This is a genomic window from Flavobacterium urocaniciphilum (assembly GCF_900110615.1).
GTDB lineage: Bacteria > Bacteroidota > Bacteroidia > Flavobacteriales > Flavobacteriaceae > Flavobacterium > Flavobacterium urocaniciphilum.
The window spans coordinates 93,413-110,295 of sequence record NZ_FOEI01000008.1; the positions used below are offsets into that span (position 1 = coordinate 93,413).

At 32.8% G+C, this 16,883-nt stretch carries 13 protein-coding genes; 9 read left to right on the plus strand and 4 right to left on the minus strand.

Annotation, left to right across the window (positions count from 1 at the left end):
- Positions 1-10: 10 nt before the first annotated feature.
- Genes BMY86_RS12045 through BMY86_RS12055 form a run of 3 tightly spaced genes read left to right on the plus strand, consistent with a single transcriptional unit; the run spans position 11 to position 5,632 of the window.
- Complete coding sequence (locus BMY86_RS12045; RefSeq protein ID WP_091469801.1) at positions 11-1,348, plus strand: TolC family protein; 1,338 nt, start codon at positions 11-13, stop codon at positions 1,346-1,348.
- A gap of 8 nt (positions 1,349-1,356) precedes the next feature.
- Positions 1,357-2,424, plus strand: coding sequence for an efflux RND transporter periplasmic adaptor subunit (locus BMY86_RS12050; RefSeq protein ID WP_091469805.1), 1,068 nt, complete (start codon positions 1,357-1,359; stop codon positions 2,422-2,424).
- A 31-nt stretch (positions 2,425-2,455) separates the two neighbouring features.
- Entirely contained in the window at positions 2,456-5,632 is a 3,177-nt protein-coding gene (locus BMY86_RS12055; protein WP_091469808.1) for an efflux RND transporter permease subunit, read from the plus strand.
- Between the two features lie 91 nt (positions 5,633-5,723).
- Here BMY86_RS12055 and mscL read toward each other — a convergent pair whose 3' ends face one another.
- From mscL to BMY86_RS12070, 3 genes are read right to left on the minus strand one after another with little or no spacing between them, the layout of a single operon-like run.
- Positions 5,724-6,095 carry a large conductance mechanosensitive channel protein MscL gene (gene mscL, locus BMY86_RS12060; RefSeq protein ID WP_091469811.1) on the minus strand — a complete coding sequence of 124 codons (372 nt, stop codon included), beginning with the start codon at positions 6,093-6,095 and terminating at the stop codon, positions 5,724-5,726.
- A gap of 59 nt (positions 6,096-6,154) precedes the next feature.
- Positions 6,155-8,587 carry a bifunctional UDP-N-acetylmuramoyl-tripeptide:D-alanyl-D-alanine ligase/alanine racemase gene (locus tag BMY86_RS12065; protein WP_091469815.1) on the minus strand — a complete coding sequence of 811 codons (2,433 nt, stop codon included), beginning with the start codon at positions 8,585-8,587 and terminating at the stop codon, positions 6,155-6,157.
- Positions 8,587-9,177 carry a thymidine kinase gene (locus BMY86_RS12070; protein ID WP_091469818.1) on the minus strand — a complete coding sequence of 197 codons (591 nt, stop codon included), beginning with the start codon at positions 9,175-9,177 and terminating at the stop codon, positions 8,587-8,589. The genes BMY86_RS12065 and BMY86_RS12070 overlap by 1 nt, the downstream gene beginning before the upstream one ends.
- 101 nt (positions 9,178-9,278) lie before the next feature.
- Between BMY86_RS12070 and BMY86_RS12075 the strand changes: the two genes are divergently transcribed.
- The 5 genes from BMY86_RS12075 to BMY86_RS12095 all read left to right on the plus strand — a co-directional run bounded on the left by BMY86_RS12075 (position 9,279) and on the right by BMY86_RS12095 (position 14,660).
- The gene (locus BMY86_RS12075; protein WP_091469822.1) at positions 9,279-10,262 is read left to right on the plus strand and encodes a hypothetical protein; all 984 of its coding nucleotides are present in this window, start codon (positions 9,279-9,281) and stop codon (positions 10,260-10,262) included.
- Positions 10,263-10,354: 92 nt separating this feature from the next.
- Positions 10,355-11,032, plus strand: coding sequence for a 16S rRNA (cytidine(1402)-2'-O)-methyltransferase (gene rsmI, locus BMY86_RS12080; RefSeq protein WP_091469824.1), 678 nt, complete (start codon positions 10,355-10,357; stop codon positions 11,030-11,032).
- Between the two features lie 66 nt (positions 11,033-11,098).
- Positions 11,099-11,413: a HopJ type III effector protein gene (locus tag BMY86_RS12085; RefSeq protein WP_091469827.1), complete on the plus strand. Its 315-nt coding sequence runs from the start codon at positions 11,099-11,101 to the stop codon at positions 11,411-11,413.
- Between the two features lie 245 nt (positions 11,414-11,658).
- Positions 11,659-13,347: a single-stranded-DNA-specific exonuclease RecJ gene (recJ, locus tag BMY86_RS12090; RefSeq protein ID WP_091469831.1), complete on the plus strand. Its 1,689-nt coding sequence runs from the start codon at positions 11,659-11,661 to the stop codon at positions 13,345-13,347.
- Between the two features lie 71 nt (positions 13,348-13,418).
- Positions 13,419-14,660 carry an MFS transporter gene (locus BMY86_RS12095; protein WP_091469835.1) on the plus strand — a complete coding sequence of 414 codons (1,242 nt, stop codon included), beginning with the start codon at positions 13,419-13,421 and terminating at the stop codon, positions 14,658-14,660.
- 173 nt (positions 14,661-14,833) lie between these two features.
- Here BMY86_RS12095 and BMY86_RS12100 read toward each other — a convergent pair whose 3' ends face one another.
- On the minus strand, positions 14,834-15,583 hold the full coding sequence (locus BMY86_RS12100) for a UDP-2,3-diacylglucosamine diphosphatase (protein WP_091469838.1): 750 nt from the start codon (positions 15,581-15,583) through the stop codon (positions 14,834-14,836).
- 152 nt (positions 15,584-15,735) lie between these two features.
- Between BMY86_RS12100 and BMY86_RS12105 the strand changes: the two genes are divergently transcribed.
- A partial coding sequence (locus BMY86_RS12105) for a choice-of-anchor J domain-containing protein (RefSeq protein WP_143065665.1) occupies positions 15,736-16,883 on the plus strand: 1,148 nt, incomplete at its 3' end.

Below are 16,883 nucleotides of genomic sequence, written 5' to 3' on the forward strand. Positions count from 1 at the left end.
GAAATATAGAATGAGAAATAAATGGATCATTTCATTACTGTTTTTAGTTTCTTATGTGAATGCACAAGAAGTTAAAACCTTAAACTTAAAAGAAGCGTTAGAATTCGCTTTAGAAAATAAAGCCGAAGCTAAAAAAGCAAAATTGCAAGTTGAAAATAGCGAATACAAAATTCAAGAAGTTCGCTCAAGAGCTTTACCTCAAATTGCTGCAAATGGAAGTTTAAATTATAATCCAATTTTACAAACTACTGTAATTGATGGTGATAATTTTGGTGCGCCAGGAACTACAATTCAAGCGGCTTTTGGACAAAAATGGAATTCTGGAGCTGGAATTTCTTTAACTCAAGCTTTATTTGATCAATCGGTTTTTACGGGTTTAAGAGCGGCAAAATCAACTAGAGAATTTTATCAATTAAACGAACAATTAACTGAAGAACAAGTTATTGAGCGTGTGGCAAATGCTTATTATCAAGTATACGTACAACAACAAAAGTTAATTGTAATTGAAAATAATTTAAAAAACACAAATAAAGTTAAAAGTATTATTGAAGGACAATACAATAATGGTTTGGCTAAAAAAATTGATTTAGATCGAATTAGTGTTCGAGTGAATAATATTAATTCAATGCGTCAACAACTTTTAAATGCCATTACTCTTCAAGAAAATGCTTTGAAATTTTATATGGGAATGCCAATGGAAAATACCATTATTATCCCAAAAACGGCTTTCGAAGTTACACCACAAGATATTGTGTCTAGTGCAGATGTAACGAAAAGATCAGAATATCAAGTATTGAAAAAACAAGAGCAATTATTAGAATTACAAAAGAAATCATTCCAAGCATACTATTATCCAACGTTAGCCTTAAGCGGTGGTTATAATTATATTGGTCAAGGTCCAGAATTACCTTGGTTTGCAAAACCATCTGATGGTGTGTATTGGTCAGATTATGCTTCTGTTGGTTTAAGTTTAAGAGTGCCTATTTTTTCTGGATTTGGTACTAGAGCTAAAGTTAGACAAGCCGATAATTCACTAAAAAGTATACAAGTTGATTTAGACGATACGAAATTAGCGCTTGACTTAGCCTTTCAAAATTCTAAAAAACAAATTGAAAACAGTTTAATTACGATTTCAAACCAAAAAGAAAATGCCAAGTTAGCACAAGAAGTTTTTAATAATACGAACAATAACTATACTCAAGGCTTAGCTTCATTAACGGATTTGTTAGATGCAGAAAATGCATTAGTAGAAGCACAAAATAATTATACATCAGCCATTTTAGAATACAAACTGGCAGAAATTCAATTAATAAAATCTAAAGGAGAACTAAAAACATTAATCAAATAAGTAAAAACATGAAAAAAAATATTATAACATCATTAGTAGTTTTAGGAGCTATTGCAGTTATAGCTGTTATTTTAATGAAAAATAAAGAAGCGAATGCTGCTAAAATTGCTGTTGTAGCTGAAAAAAATGCAACTGTTTCAGTAAAAGTTGCTCAAGTTAAAACGGAAGAAATGTCTTTAGATTTTAGTTCTAATGGGAACTTTGAGCCAGTACAAGAATTAACAGTTTGTGCTGAAAAATCTGGAAAAGTAATTAGTATTTTAGTAAAAGAAGGTGATAGAGTAAGTGTCGGACAAACGATTGCTATTGTTAGAAGTGATGTAATTAATGTTGAAGCACAAACAGCAGAAGCGGCTTATCAAAATGCTTTAACAGATTATAATCGTTTTGAAAATGCCTATAAAACAGGTGGTGTTACAAAACAACAATTAGATCAAGCTAGACTTGGAATGGTTAATGCAAAAGCAAGATTAACGCAAGCTAGAATTAATGTTGGAGACACTCGAATTAAAGCGCCAATTAGTGGAATCATCAATAAAAGATTCATCGAACCAGGTTCTATTTTAGCTGGAATGCCACCAACGCAAATGTTCGAAATTGTAAATGTTTCAAAATTAAAATTGAAAGTTACTGCTAACGAAAGTCAAATTGCAGGAATAAAAGTTGGAAATGTAATCAATGTAACTTCAAATGTTTATCCTGGAAAAACGTTTTCAGGAAAAATTACATTCGTGGCACCTAAAGCAGATACAAGTTTAAATTTCCCAGTTGAAATTGAAATTACAAACAATGCTTCAAACGATTTAAAAGCTGGAATGTATGGAACTGCACAATTTTCTTCAAACCAACAAAAACAAAACTTAATGGTAGTACCTAGAAATGCCTTTGTTGGAAGTGTAAGCAGTAACCAAATTTTCGTAAATGAAAACGGAGTTGCAGTTCTTAAAAATGTAGTTGCAGGTAGAATTTTAGGCGATAAAGTTGAAATCGTAAAAGGACTTAACAATGGTGATCAAGTGGTTGTAACAGGTCAATTAAACATTGTAGATGGTACTAAATTAGAAATTATTAAATAAGATTTTATTATAAATCTTCAAAAGATAAGATATGAAATTAGCAGAAATATCAATAAAACGTCCTTCGTTAGTAATTGTATTATTTACAATTCTAATCTTGGGTGGATTGTTCAGTTACAATCAATTAGGGTATGAATTAGTCCCTAAATTCGAAATGAATGTAATTACAGTTTCTACCGTTTACCCTGGAGCTTCACCAAGTGAAGTTGAAAATACTGTAACCAAAAAAGTAGAAGATGCGGTTGCTTCATTAGAAAACATTAAGAAAATAGATTCCAAATCTTATGAAAGTCTTTCTGTAGTTTCAATTACATTAACTTCCAATGCGAATGTTGATGTTTCTTTAAATGATGCGCAACGAAAAATAAATGCGATCATCAGTAATTTACCAGAAGATGCCAAAACACCTGGATTAAATAAGTTTTCGCTTAGTGATATGCCTATTATTACATTGGGTGCAAACGGAAACATGGATGAGGTTGCTTTTTATGATTTAATTGATAAAAAAATTGCGCCTGTTTTATCTCGTGTTCAAGGTGTGGCTCAAGTAAATATTATTGGTGGACAAGAACGTGAAATCCAAGTAAATTTAGATGCTACCAAAATGCAAGGTTATGGTTTGTCGATTCCTCAAGTTCAACAAACTATATTATCTTCAAATTTGGATTTTCCAACTGGTAACATTCAAACTCGTGAACAAAAAATATTGATCCGTTTAGCCGGTAAATATAAAAATGTAGAGGAATTAAGAAATTTAGTTGTTTCTTCAAAAGACGGTATACAAGTACGTTTACAAGATATTGCAGATGTACAGGATAGTCAGAAAATTGCTGAAAAAATTGCTCGTGTAGATCAGAAAAGTGCTATTGTATTACAAATTGTTAAACAATCTGATGCTAATGCCGTTGCGGTAAGTGAATCGGTGGCTACAACTATTAAAAAATTGGAAAGCGATTATAAAGTAAACGGCTTAAAATTAGAAACGGCAAAAGATAGTACAATTTTTACACTTGAAGCTGCTGATTCGGTTATTCACGATTTATTAATTGCTGTAATTCTAGTAGCAATTGTAATGTTGTTTTTCTTACACAGTGTGAGAAACTCTTTAATAGTTATGGTTTCCATTCCAGCTTCGTTGATTGCAACGTTTATTGGAATTTATTTGTTAGGATATACGCTTAACTTAATGAGTTTATTAGGACTTTCGTTAGTTGTTGGTATTTTAGTAGATGACGCCATAGTTGTATTGGAAAACATATACAGGCATATGGAAATGGGTAAAAACCGTGTTCGTGCCGCTTATGATGGTACGGCTGAAATTGGCGGAACAGTAACTTCTATTACGTTGGTAATTGTGGTAGTATTTTTACCAATTGCAATGAGTTCTGGATTAGTATCAAACATCATTACTCAGTTTTGTATGACAGTTGTAATTTCTACATTGTTATCACTTCTAGCTTCTTTTACTATTATTCCATGGTTATCTTCACGATTCGGGAAATTAGAACATATTGAAGGTAAAAACTTATTTGGAAAAACAATTCTTGCCTTTGAAAATATGCTAACTCGTTTTACACATTGGGTAACAGGAATTTTAGAATGGTGTTTAGATCATTATATTAAAACTATTGTAGTGGTAGTGGTATTGTTTTTCGCTTCAACTATTGGATTAATGGGAGGTGGATTTATTGGTGGTGAGTTTTTTGCATCTTCTGATAGTGGTGAGTTTTTAGTTCAAATTGAAATGCCAAAAGATGCTTCGTTAGAACAAACAAATTTCATGACCCAAAAAGCAGAAGCATATTTGAAAAATCAAGAATATGTTAAAAGTCAAATTACTACTGTAGGTCAAACTTCAGAAGGTATGGGAGCTTCTCAAGCAACAGCATATAAAGCAGAAATTGATGTTAAAATGATTGATCAAAAAGATCGAACTGATGATGCATCTGTTTATGCAGCTAAAATGAAGCGTCAATTGGAGAAAGTTTTAATTGGTGCGAAAGTAAAAACGGTTCCTGTAGGTATTATGGGTACGGCAGAAAATGCTAAATTAGGATTAATTGTTACCGGTCCAAACGTAGAAAGCGCTATGAAATTCGCTAAATTAGCGGAGAATGAATTGAGAAAAATCCCTGGTACAACTGAGATTAAATTGACTGTTGAAGATGGAAATCCAGAAATCAATGTTCAAGTAGATCGTGATAAGATGGCTGCTTTAGGATTATCGTTACAAACGGTTGGTATGACTATGCAAACAGCTTATAGTGGAAATACTGATGGTAAATACAGAGCAGGTGATTACGAATACGATATTAATATTAAATACAATTCTTTTGATAGAAAAAATATTGATGATGTAAGTAATTTGATTTTCATCAATAATATGGGACAACAAATCAAATTAGCGCAATTCGCAACTATTTCAGAAGGTTCTGGTCCAAGTCAATTAGAACGTAGAGATAAATCGGCTTCAGTTACGGTTCAAGGTCAAAATGTTGGGGTTCCAACAGGAACTATTGTAACACAATGGCAAGAACGTTTAGATAAGTTAGAAAAACCAACAGGTGTAAATTATATTTGGGGTGGAGATCAAGAAAACCAATCGGAAGGTTTTGGTACTTTAGGAATTGCGTTATTAGCGGCTATTATTTTAGTTTACTTAGTAATGGTTGGATTATACGATAGTTTTGCGCATCCATTTGTAGTATTATTTGCGATTCCTCTTTCGTTTATTGGTGCGATGTTAGCCTTAGCTTTAACGAATAAAACCTTAAATATCTTTACCATTTTAGGTATCATTATGTTAATTGGTTTAGTATGTAAAAATGCGATTATGTTGGTCGATTATACAAACCAAAGAAGAAAAGCTGGTGAATCAATAAGAAATGCCTTAATTCAAGCCAACCACGCGCGTTTACGTCCGATTTTGATGACTACAATTGCCATGGTATTCGGTATGTTCCCAATTGCATTAGCTTCTGGAGCTGGTGCAGAATGGAAAAACGGTTTAGCTTGGGTAATTATCGGTGGATTAATCAGTTCGTTATTCTTAACGTTAGTAATCGTACCAGTAATTTATGAAATTATGGAAAAATTAATTGCTAAATTCTCAAAAGGAGAAAAAGTAGATTATGAAGCAGAAATGATTGCCGATTATGAACACAGAGAATTAAGTGAAGATGGTGTAACACCTAAACATAACATGTAAATAAATAGTTTTATTTTAGTTTAATTTAATTTCAAAAAAAATCCGAAAACATTACGTTTTCGGATTTTTTGATTTATAGAATTATGAAAATTTATTTTTTTAATAAATCTCTAATTTGTGTCAATAATTCTTCTTGAGTTGGTCCGGCTGGTGCTGCAGGAGCTTCTGGTTTTTTCATTTTGTTAACAGCTTTTACTAATAAAAAGATAACAAATGCAATAACTAAAAATGCAATTACGGCAGCAAGGAATTTACCATATAATACTCCGCCATCCGTTTTTAATCCGGCTAAATCTTCAACTTGTGCAGCTTTTAATGCTGGATTCAATAATGCTGGTGTTATTACATCTTCAACTAGTGATTTAACAATTCCGCCAAAAGCACCACCAATGATAACTCCGACTGCTAAGTCCATTACATTTCCTTTAGCAATAAAGTCTTTAAATTCTGACATCATACCCATAATAAATTAGTTTTAAAAGTTAATTATTACGAAGATATAGAATTAATTTAACAATTTTTTTAATTTTTATAGAAAATTCTTTTAACGCGTTGCGAAATGCTAGTTAAAATTTCATAAGGAATAGTACTACAAACAGATGCAATTTCGGTTACATGTGGGTTTTCGCCGAAAATAATTACTTCGTCTCTTTCGTTGCAAAAAATATTGGTTACATCCACCATTAACATGTCCATACACACATTTCCAAGTATGGTTGCTTTTTGGTTATTGATGGTAACATAGCCTTTTTCATTGCCCCAAGCGCGTCTGATTCCATCTGCATATCCAATAGGAATAGTAGCAATTCTCATGGGTTTTTCAACCATGAATTTTCTGCTATATCCAATGCTGTCATTCGTATTTACAGTTCGAATTTGAGAAATAATACTTTTTAAGGTGCTTACATTTTGTAACGATTGTTGTTCTTCATTCGAATTTCCAACACCATATATACCTATGCCTAAACGAACCATTTCAAATTGATATTCCGCATAATTAAAAATACCTGAAGTATTTAAGATATGTCGAATCGGTTGAATTTTTAATTCATTGGATAGTTCATCTGTAATTTCTTGGAACAACCCGATTTGCTTTAAAGTAAAATCTTTAAAATCTTTATTATCTGAAGCAGATAAATGTGAAAAAACACTTGCGACTTTTACGAAATTATTATGTTGTAATAATTGAATTAATTCAGCTATTTGATGTTTTTCAAAACCTAAACGATGCATTCCAGTGTCAATTTTTAAATGAATAGGATAGGTGTTGAGGTTTTTTTCTTTGGCTAGTTCAATAAAAGATGTTAATCCTGAAATTGAATACATTTCTGGTTCCAAATCGTAAGCAATCATGGCATTATAACTGCTTATTTCCGGATTTAATACCATAATTGGAGTTGTAATCCCTGCTTTTCGAAGTTCAATTCCTTCATCGGCAAAAGCCACTCCTAAATAATCTACTTTTAAATGCGCCAATTGTTTAGCAATTTCATAACCGCCATTTCCATAACCAAAAGCCTTTACCATAACCATTATTTTTGTGGTTGGTTTCAACTTTTGTTTGTAAAAATTATAGTTGGATGTTAACGCATCTAAATTGATTTCTAATACGGTTTCATGAACTTTCTCTTCTAGTAAAACGACAATTTCATCAAAATGAAAATTTCTTGCACCTTTAATCAGTACTGTTTCATTTTCAAATGATTGAGTGTTGAATTGTTGTAAAAAAGATTGTGTATTGGTAAATGAAATTACATGTGGAACATCTTTTAAATATTGTCCAATTGTTTCACCAATAGTAATAATTCTTTGAATATTATTTTGTTGTAATAACTTAATTACATTGTTGTATAACTCGTTTACATTCAGTCCACTTTGAAAAATATCAGAAATAATTACTGTTTTTTTCAAATGCAATTTTTGCTGTTCTAAAAAGTCTAATGCAATTTTTAAGGATTGATAGTCGCTCGAAAAACTATCATCAATCAGTAAACAATTATTAATTCCTTTTTTGGCTTGTAAACGAATTTCAATATTGTAAAGTTTTGAAACTCGTTCTGTAATGGTTTTAAAATCAACAGATAAATATAAAAGCGTACAAATACAAGTTACTGTGTTTTCTAAAGAAATATCATCAATAAACGGAATGGTAACCTTGTGTTTTTCTTTTTTATAGACTATTTCTAACGATGTTTTTTGATTGTTTCGATCTTTTGATAAAATAAAAACATCTGCATTCGGATCTTCAAAACTCCAAGTAAATGTTGAGGTTGGAATATGTCTTTCAATCCAATCGTTCTTTTCTAAAATGGTAATATTGCAATTTTTAAAAAGCTCACATTTTTCTTTAATTTTTTCTTCAACGGTTGTAAAACCTTCTTGATGTGCGTTACCTAAATGCGTAAAAATTCCAATTGTGGGTTGAATAATTTGCTCCAACTTTTGCATTTCACCACGTAAAGAAATTCCAGCTTCAAAAATTCCCAACGTATGGTTTTCGTTTATTCCGAAAATGGAAAGTGGGACTCCAACTTGTGAGTTGAAGCTTTTCGGACTTCTAACTACTGAAAAATCCGGACTCAATAAAAAGTTCAGCCATTCTTTTACAATCGTTTTTCCATTACTTCCTGTAATTGCAATAGTCTCAATTTGAAATTGATTTTTGTATGCTTTGGCTAAATTTTGTAAAGCAGTAGTAGTGTTTTCAACTGTGTAAAAATGGGCTTTTTCTTTTACTTTTTCGGGAATGTATTCCACTACAAAATGTTGAACCCCTTTATCGATTAAACTTTCAATAAAATTATGAGCATCATTATTTTGTCCTTTCAAACAGAAAAACAAAGTAGAATTTCCGTTTTGTAACGAACGACTATCAATAGAAACATGATCAAATTCAAGTCCTGAATGAGAAATATGTATCGGTAATGATGCTAAAATTTCTGAAGTTATTTTCATTATTCTTCTTTGCTTTCTCGCATGGCTTTGTAGTATGCGGCTCTACTTAAAGGTTCGTATTCGTCTGTTTCTCCTAATAAAACTAAGTTTTCACTAGCTGCTTTTCTATAACTGTAATGTGCTAAATTTCCAGTTCTAGTACAAACCGCATGAACTTTAGTAACATATTCGGCAGTTGCCATTAAAGCAGGCATGGGTCCGAATGGATTTCCTTTAAAATCCATGTCTAATCCCGCTACTATTACACGAATACCACTATTGGCTAAATCGTTACAAATAGCAATAATTTCATCGTCAAAAAATTGAGCTTCATCAATTCCAACAACATCACATCCTTGTGCTAAAATTCTAATGTTTTCAGCAGCAGGAACTGGGGTAGAACGGATTTCGTTTTTATTATGCGAAACCACCATTTCATCATCATATCGGGTGTCAATAGCGGGTTTAAAAATTTCCACTTTTTGTTTGGCAAACTGTGCTCTTTTTAACCTTCTAATTAGCTCTTCTGTTTTACCAGAAAACATCGATCCGCAGATAACTTCTATCCAGCCAAATTGTTCTTCTTGATTTACTGTATTTTCGAGAAACATTTTATTATTTTCGTATGATTAAAATTGAAAATCTTTTACCTTTGTAAGATACAACAAAAATATAAAAATCAGTTCTATAAAAATTCAACACAGAAAAAAATATGAAAAAGAAAATAGAAGGTGAATTAATAAGCATTGCGCACCGTTTATTAAAACTAAAAAATCATACTGAAACGGTTCAATTGCATGAAGAAGTAAAAAAATTGTACGAGCAATTAACGTTACTGAAGTTTTACGAAGAAAATACCGCTTTGGTAAATGAAGAATTTACAGAAGAAGCATTTTTAGAAAAAGTTGAAAAAATTGTTGTTGGAACTATAGAAGTGGAAGAAGACGAAGAAGAAATTATCGAAATGTCTTCTAAAGAACATATTGCACAAATTGAAGAAGAACTTTTTGAAAATAATGAAATTTCACACGAAGCTTTTCCAGGAAATGGTGTGGAAAAAATTGTTGAACTGACTTCTAAAGAAAATATCAATCAAATTGAAGAGGAACTTATAGTGAAAAATGATGTTTCACATGAAGTTTTTCCAGAAAAAGAAGAAGTAAAAGCAACAGAAGAACCAAAAGTTGAAACAATTGCTGAAACTTCTGAAATAATTGGTACAAAAGCTTCTAAACAAATTACCATTGATGACGTTTTAGTGCACGATTATCAAGATACTTTGTTTGTGAAAAAAGAAGATATTATACCAATTGCTGTTGTTGAAGAAGTTAAAAAAGAAGAAGCTGAAGTTGTTGAAACTAAGACAGAACCTGTTGTAGAAGAAGTAAAAGAAGAAATAAAAGCTGAAACAATAGTTGAAGAAATTAAAGAAGAAGTTAAAGTTCAACCGAAAGCGGAATCTACAGGTAAAGCTATTGTTTTAGGATTAAATGATAAAGTGGCTTTTGAAAGAAACTTATTCGCGAATAACGGCGACGATTTAAACCGTGTTATTTCTCAATTAAACACCTTTACCAATTGGGACGAAGCAAAATCTTTTGTGTTGGATTTTGTAAAACCAGATTATAACAATTGGGAAGGAAAAGAAGAATTTGAAACGCGTTTCTTAGAAATCGTAGAAAATAAATTTAAGTAATTGTTTGTTGTTAGGTGTTTGATGTTTGATGTGTTTTTAAAATTTGTGACACCCAGCACCCAGCACCTAGCATCTAACACCCAACATAAATAATGAGCAAATTATACATAGTTCCTACGCCAATTGGTAATTTAGACGACATGACGTTTCGTGCGATTAAAGTGCTAAAAGAAGCCGATTTAATCTTAGCAGAAGACACGCGTACTAGCGGAAAATTGCTAAAGCATTTCGAAATTTCAACGCACATGCACAGTCACCACATGCATAACGAGCACAAAACCGTTGAAAATTTAATTGCGCGTTTAAAAGGTGGCGAAACAATTGCTCTGATTTCAGATGCCGGAACACCTGCAATTTCCGATCCTGGATTTTTGCTTACACGTGCTTGTGTGGAAAACGGAATTACAGTCGATTGTTTGCCAGGCGCGACAGCTTTTGTGCCAGCGTTAGTGAACAGCGGTTTACCAAATGATAAATTTATTTTCGAAGGATTTTTACCAGATAAAAAAGGAAGACAAACGCGTTATTTGGCGTTAGCTGAAGAAACACGCACCATGATTTTATACGTGTCTCCTCATAAATTAGTGAAAACCTTAGCGGAATTCATCCAATATTTTGGCGCTGACAGACCTGTTTCTGTTTCTAGAGAAATATCCAAACTACATGAGGAAACCATTCGCGGAACGGCTGAAGAAGTCCTTAAACATTTTGAAGCCAAACCGCCAAAAGGAGAAATCGTTGTGGTTGTTGGCGGGAAAAGCGGCAAATAAGAAAAGCGGCAAATAATATATAACCTGATAGGTTTCAAAAACCTGTCAAGTCTAAATAACATAAACATGCAACAACTACTAAACAAAAAATCATTTCCAGAAACTATCGCATACATTGATGAAAACTATATTTTCACACCAACGACATTCAAAAACGGGAATCAAATAAATAATGCCGGGGAAAATAACGGTTCGTGTAAAATTTTTGCTTTCGCGAAATTGAATCAATTAAGTAAAGAAGAAACCTTGAGTTTATTCGGTGATTTTTATCAAGATGTATTAAACACACCTGAAGCAACTGATCATCAAAATATTAGAAATTTCATGACTTTTGGTTGGGACGGGATTCAGTTTGAAGATGAAGCGTTAACTGCAAAGTAATATTAAAACATATAAGTCATGTAAGTTTTTGACTTTTGTAATTTTGTAGTCGTCAAAATATATTTAATTTTTTTTAAGTAAAGCTTAAGCGAAAATAAGTTTTTCGATAAATAAATAAGCCTATATGACTTATATGTTTAATTTTTATACATTTACAAATCAATACTATACGCCAAAATTCAAATATTAACCTGTTATCCTGTCCCGAAGCTTCGGGAGTCGAAGGACGTAAATCCAAAATTATCATGCGTTGGACCATCAAATCAAAGCCAGAAAAAGAAAAAGTACAAGCCTTACAAAATGCACTTTTAGTCGATACCAATATCGCAACTTTATTAGTTCAAAGAGGTATTGAAACCTTTGAACAAGCCAAAACATTTTTCAGACCCACTTTAGAAGATTTACATGATCCATATTTGATGAAAGATATGGATAAAGCTGTTACACGTATCGAACAAGCCATTGCCAATGAAGAAAATATTTTAGTTTTTGGCGATTATGATGTAGACGGTACGACTGCGGTTTCTTTAGTTTCAAGTTATTTGCGAAGTTATTATCCGAATGTGGCGACATATATTCCAGACCGATATAATGAAGGTTACGGAGTGTCGTATACAGGAATCGATTATGCAGAAGATAACGATGTAAAGTTAATTATTGCACTCGATTGTGGAATTAAATCCATCGATCATGTAAAATATGCTCAAGATAAAAACATCGATTTTATCATTTGCGACCATCACCGACCAGGCGATTCGTTACCGGAAGCTGTTGCGGTTTTAGATCCGAAACGCGAAGATTGTAGTTATCCGTACGATGAATTATGTGGCTGTGGCGTCGGATTCAAGCTAATACAGGCTTTATCGCAAAATCGCAATATTACGATAAATGAATTATTTCCTTATTTAGATTTAGTGGCGACGGCTATTGCTGCAGATATTGTTCCGATTACCGGTGAAAATCGAGTACTAGCTAAATTTGGTTTGGAGGTAATTAATACTAATCCTCGTCCTGGAATTAAAGCGTTAATCCAAAATGTGAAGAAAAAAGTGTTGACAATCACAGATGTGGTTTTCATAGTAGCTCCAAGAATCAACGCTGCCGGAAGAGTAAAACATGGTAACGAAGCCGTTGCTTTGTTAACCGAATACAATTTAGAGCAAGCCGAACAATTTGCATCTGAAATTGAAGGGTATAATTCCGATAGAAAAGAGTTAGACAAACAAATTACTCAAGAAGCTTTACGTCAAATCGAAGAAAATGATGAGTTAGAACGATTTTCAACTGTTGTCTATCAAGAAGATTGGCACAAAGGTGTCATCGGAATTGTAGCTTCCCGTTTAGTAGAAAATTATTATCGTCCGACAATCGTTTTTACAAAAAGCGGTGATAAACTAGCGGCTTCGGCACGTTCAGTGAAAGATTTCGATGTGTACAATGCTTTGGAAGCTTGTGCAGAACATTTGGAACAGTTTGGCGGACATATGTATGCAGCCGGAATGACTTTAAAAGAAGAAAATTATCTGAATTTCAAAAACGCTTTTGAGAAGGAAGTCAAAAATACCATTCATCCCGATTTGTTAATTCCTGAAATTGCTGTCGATTTAGAATTGGATTTTTCAGATATTGATGAAAAATTCATGCGTATTCTAAAACAGTTTGAACCATTTGGACCAGAAAACATGACACCGGTTTTTATGTCAAAAAATGTAGTCGATTCTGGTTATGCCAAAACCTTAGGAAATGATGGCGAACATTTAAAAGCTTTTGTAAAACAGAATGATTCACAAAATTTCAATGCGATTGGTTTCGGATTAGGTAAAAAATTAGATATCGTAAAAAATAGAAATCCATTTGATGCCGTTTATATTGTTGAAGAAAATGAATGGAACGGAAACGTGAGTTTGCAATTGCAATTGCGTGATATTAAATAAAGTTTATCGTTAATTGTTTGTAGTTTCGTTCCTAACAATTTTCAATAAACGAAAAACAATAAACAGAAATAATGACAAAAAAAGATCCTTTTTCATCCTTAAGAATTCCGGAATTCCGTTGGTTTATACTGATGCGATTGGCTATTGTATTGGCTTGGTCGATGCAATTTGTATTAATAGAATGGGAAGTTTACCGAATTACCAAAAACCCTTGGTCGTTAGGATTAATCGGATTAATGGAAGTCATTCCAGCAATAACTATGGCCTTATTTGCCGGACATATAGTAGATCAATCCGAAAAACGAAACATGTTGTTAAAATGTTTTTTTGGAACTACTTTAATCAGTCTGTTATTGTGTTATTTAGTGCACCCAGAAACGGTTTCAACTATTGGGAAACAACCTTTTTTATATGCTATTTATGCATTGGTTTTTTTAGGTGGAATCATTCGTTCGTTTATTATTCCATCGGTTTTTAGTTTATTAGGATTAATCGTTCCGAAATCGGAATTTACTAACGCAGCAACATGGAGTAGTTCATCATGGCAAGTTTCAGCTGTTATCGGTCCGGCTTTAGCAGGGTTTTTAATTGGTGGAATTGGCGTTTTTAATTCGATGATTTTCGTTACAATTTCGATTGTTTTAGGAATTATTGTGTTGTTACAAATCAGTAGAAAACCTATTTTAAATAAAAAAATTGGCGAACCTGTTTCGGAAAGTTTAAAAGCAGGAATCCGATTTGTGTTTCAAAATAAAATTATTTTAAACGCACTTTCATTGGATATGTTTGCCGTTTTATTCGGAGGAGCTGTTGCTTTATTACCTATTTTCGCTCAAGATATTTTAAAAGTAGGTTCGGAAGGTTTCGGAATTTTAAGAGCTGCGCCAGCGATTGGTGGTTTAATAACGATGTTGGCTTCTACCATGTTTTCTATCGAAAAAAATACAGGAAAAAAATTATTACTTGCTGTTTTCGGATTTGGAGTTTGTATCATCGTTTTCGGCTTATCGGAAAATTTTTGGATTTCAGTAATCGCTTTGTTTTTAAGTGGTGTTACCGATGGTTTTTCAGTAGTGATTCGTTCTACCATTTTACAAATTTATACTCCAGACGATATGCGCGGTCGTGTTTCCTCTGTAAATTCAATTTTTGTAGGTTCGTCTAACGAATTAGGTGCTTTTGAAAGTGGTTTAACTTCCAAATTATTTGGCGTAGTAAATGCAGTAGTATTTGGTGGAATAATGACATTAATTGTGGTGGGAACAACAGCTGTAGTGTCACCAAAATTCAGAGATTTAGAGATAGAAAGGTAATTTTTGGCGTTCCTCGTTGTAGGAATCTAGTTATAACATTAAATTTAAATAACAACGAGACGGGCTGTACGCTATATCTTTTTAAATTTTGCTTGTTAGTCTATCAAGCAACAATTTAAAAAGGATGCCGCTTCCATCCCTAACGTGGCTTAATCTTTTCAGTAGAAATTTTATTATTTGTAATCTTTCAATTCAAACTTCGATCCATCAAAAACACCATACGTAAAATAGCCAATCCAATCACCTAAGTTGATGTATTTTGAGTTTTCATTTAATTGAATTTCCATTGGCAAATGACGGTGTCCGAATACGAAAAAGTCGTATGGTTTGGTTTCTAATTTTCGTTTACAATATTGTACCAGCCATTCGTTATCTTCTCCTAAAAATTTTACATCTTCAGCTCCAGAAATTAGTTTGTTTTTTACCGATAAATATTGTGCTAATTTTACGCCAATGTCTGGATGTAACCAACGAAATAGCCATTTTGAAAACGGATTGGTAAACACTTTTTTCATGCGTTTGTAACCCATGTCGCCCGGTCCTTTTCCGTCGCCATGACCAATTAAAAAAGTTTTACCGTTAAAAGTGAATTCTTTGTTGTCGTGATATACTGGAATGTTTAATTCTTTTTCGAAATAATCTCCCATCCATAAATCGTGATTTCCTACAAAAAAATATACGGGAATTCCAGCGTCTTTTATTTCAGCTAATTTCCCTAAAACTCTTACAAAACCTTTAGGTACAACGGTTTTGTATTCGAACCAAAAATCAAACAAGTCGCCCAAAAGAAAAATAGCTTCTGCGTCTTTTTTAACTTCATCCAACCATTGTACAAATTTTTGCTCTCTAGGAAAACTCATTTCAGGTGTTGGTGCCCCTAAATGCTGGTCTGATGCGAAGTAAATTTTTTTTGTGATCAAAATGTTATTTTTTTTACAAATTTAGAGAAAAATAACAAAGAATATAACTCCTTTCATCGATAAAATAACGCCATTCATCGATATTAACAAATAATTAGTTTTGAATTTATACATTTGTAGGTATTGTTAACAAACAAAAAAACAAAAAAATTATAATGAAAAAACTACTTTTAATTTTAATGATGTTTGCTAACTTCAGTATTTTCGCACAAACCGAGAATTTTGAAGGAGCAACATTTCCGCCAACCGGCTGGACCACTTATGAGACGGGCACCGGTGTCGGAATCAGTTGGGCAGAAACCACAAATCCATTATTTACCTTTGGTGGAGTGGGTAAATCTGCTTTTTTAAATAGAGAAAACGTTACGGATGGTACGTTTGCTGTTGACTGGTTAGTAACTAATCAGATGCCAGTTCCTACAAATCCACAAATTCGTTTTCAAACAAAAACCTTACAATCAGGAAATCAATTAAGTTTGTTTGATATTAAAATATCAACTACGTCTAATGATCCAGTAACCAATCCTGGTGCATTTACAACAATTCAATCGTGGGACGAAGCTTCTTTAACTTCAGTTGCCAATGTTTATGAAGAAAAAGTTATTGATTTAAATCCTGCAACTTATCCTCCAGGAACTCCAATCTATATTGCTTTTGTTATGACAAATGACAATGGTGATAGATGGTTAATAGACAATTTTAATTTAATTCAAAAATGTAATACGCCAATTGGACCATTAAATACTGCTAATGAATCTACTAACTCAGCTCAATTAAGTTGGGGGAATCCAGGTGGTATTACAGAATGGGAAGTTCAAGTGGTTGCTTTTGGGTTACCATTTACTGATCCTTCAGTAATTACTTATACAAACGTTACTACTAATCCATTTACAGCTACAGGTTTACAACCTAATACGTTATACAAATTTCAAGTACGTTCAGTTTGTACAGGTACTTTAGGGGAATATGCCAGTGATTGGTTTGGGCCGCGAAGTTTCCAAACTTCTTCTTATGGAGATACTTGTGCCGGTCCTATTGTAATTCCACCAGCGTTACCTTACACTACTACAGATAACACTGCGAATTATTTAGATTTAACCGATACTCAACCACCTTTAGCTTGTACAGGATCTGCTACAAACTATATGGTTGGTAATGATGTGTTTTATTCATTTACACCATCTTTTACAGGAAATATTTCTGTAACGTTAACTCCAACTGCTGCAAATTCAAGTATCCATATTTATAGTGCTTGTCCGGGTACAGCTGGAGCAACGTGTTTATGGGGAGCTGGAAATAATAC

Bases quoted from the DNA above. Each gene is read 5' to 3' on its own strand.
- BMY86_RS12055 (WP_091469808.1), top strand. From the start codon at position 2,456: ATGAAATTAGCAGAAATATCAATAAAACGTCCTTCGTTAGTAATTGTA.
- BMY86_RS12070 (WP_091469818.1), bottom strand. From the start codon at position 9,177: ATGTTTCTCGAAAATACAGTAAATCAAGAAGAACAATTTGGCTGGATA.
- mscL (WP_091469811.1), bottom strand. From the start codon at position 6,095: ATGGGTATGATGTCAGAATTTAAAGACTTTATTGCTAAAGGAAATGTA.
- BMY86_RS12075 (WP_091469822.1), top strand. From the start codon at position 9,279: ATGAAAAAGAAAATAGAAGGTGAATTAATAAGCATTGCGCACCGTTTA.
- BMY86_RS12065 (WP_091469815.1), bottom strand. From the start codon at position 8,587: ATGAAAATAACTTCAGAAATTTTAGCATCATTACCGATACATATTTCT.
- BMY86_RS12095 (WP_091469835.1), top strand. From the start codon at position 13,419: ATGACAAAAAAAGATCCTTTTTCATCCTTAAGAATTCCGGAATTCCGT.
- BMY86_RS12045 (WP_091469801.1), top strand. From the start codon at position 11: ATGAGAAATAAATGGATCATTTCATTACTGTTTTTAGTTTCTTATGTG.
- rsmI (WP_091469824.1), top strand. From the start codon at position 10,355: ATGAGCAAATTATACATAGTTCCTACGCCAATTGGTAATTTAGACGAC.
- BMY86_RS12050 (WP_091469805.1), top strand. From the start codon at position 1,357: ATGAAAAAAAATATTATAACATCATTAGTAGTTTTAGGAGCTATTGCA.
- recJ (WP_091469831.1), top strand. From the start codon at position 11,659: ATGCGTTGGACCATCAAATCAAAGCCAGAAAAAGAAAAAGTACAAGCC.
- BMY86_RS12085 (WP_091469827.1), top strand. From the start codon at position 11,099: ATGCAACAACTACTAAACAAAAAATCATTTCCAGAAACTATCGCATAC.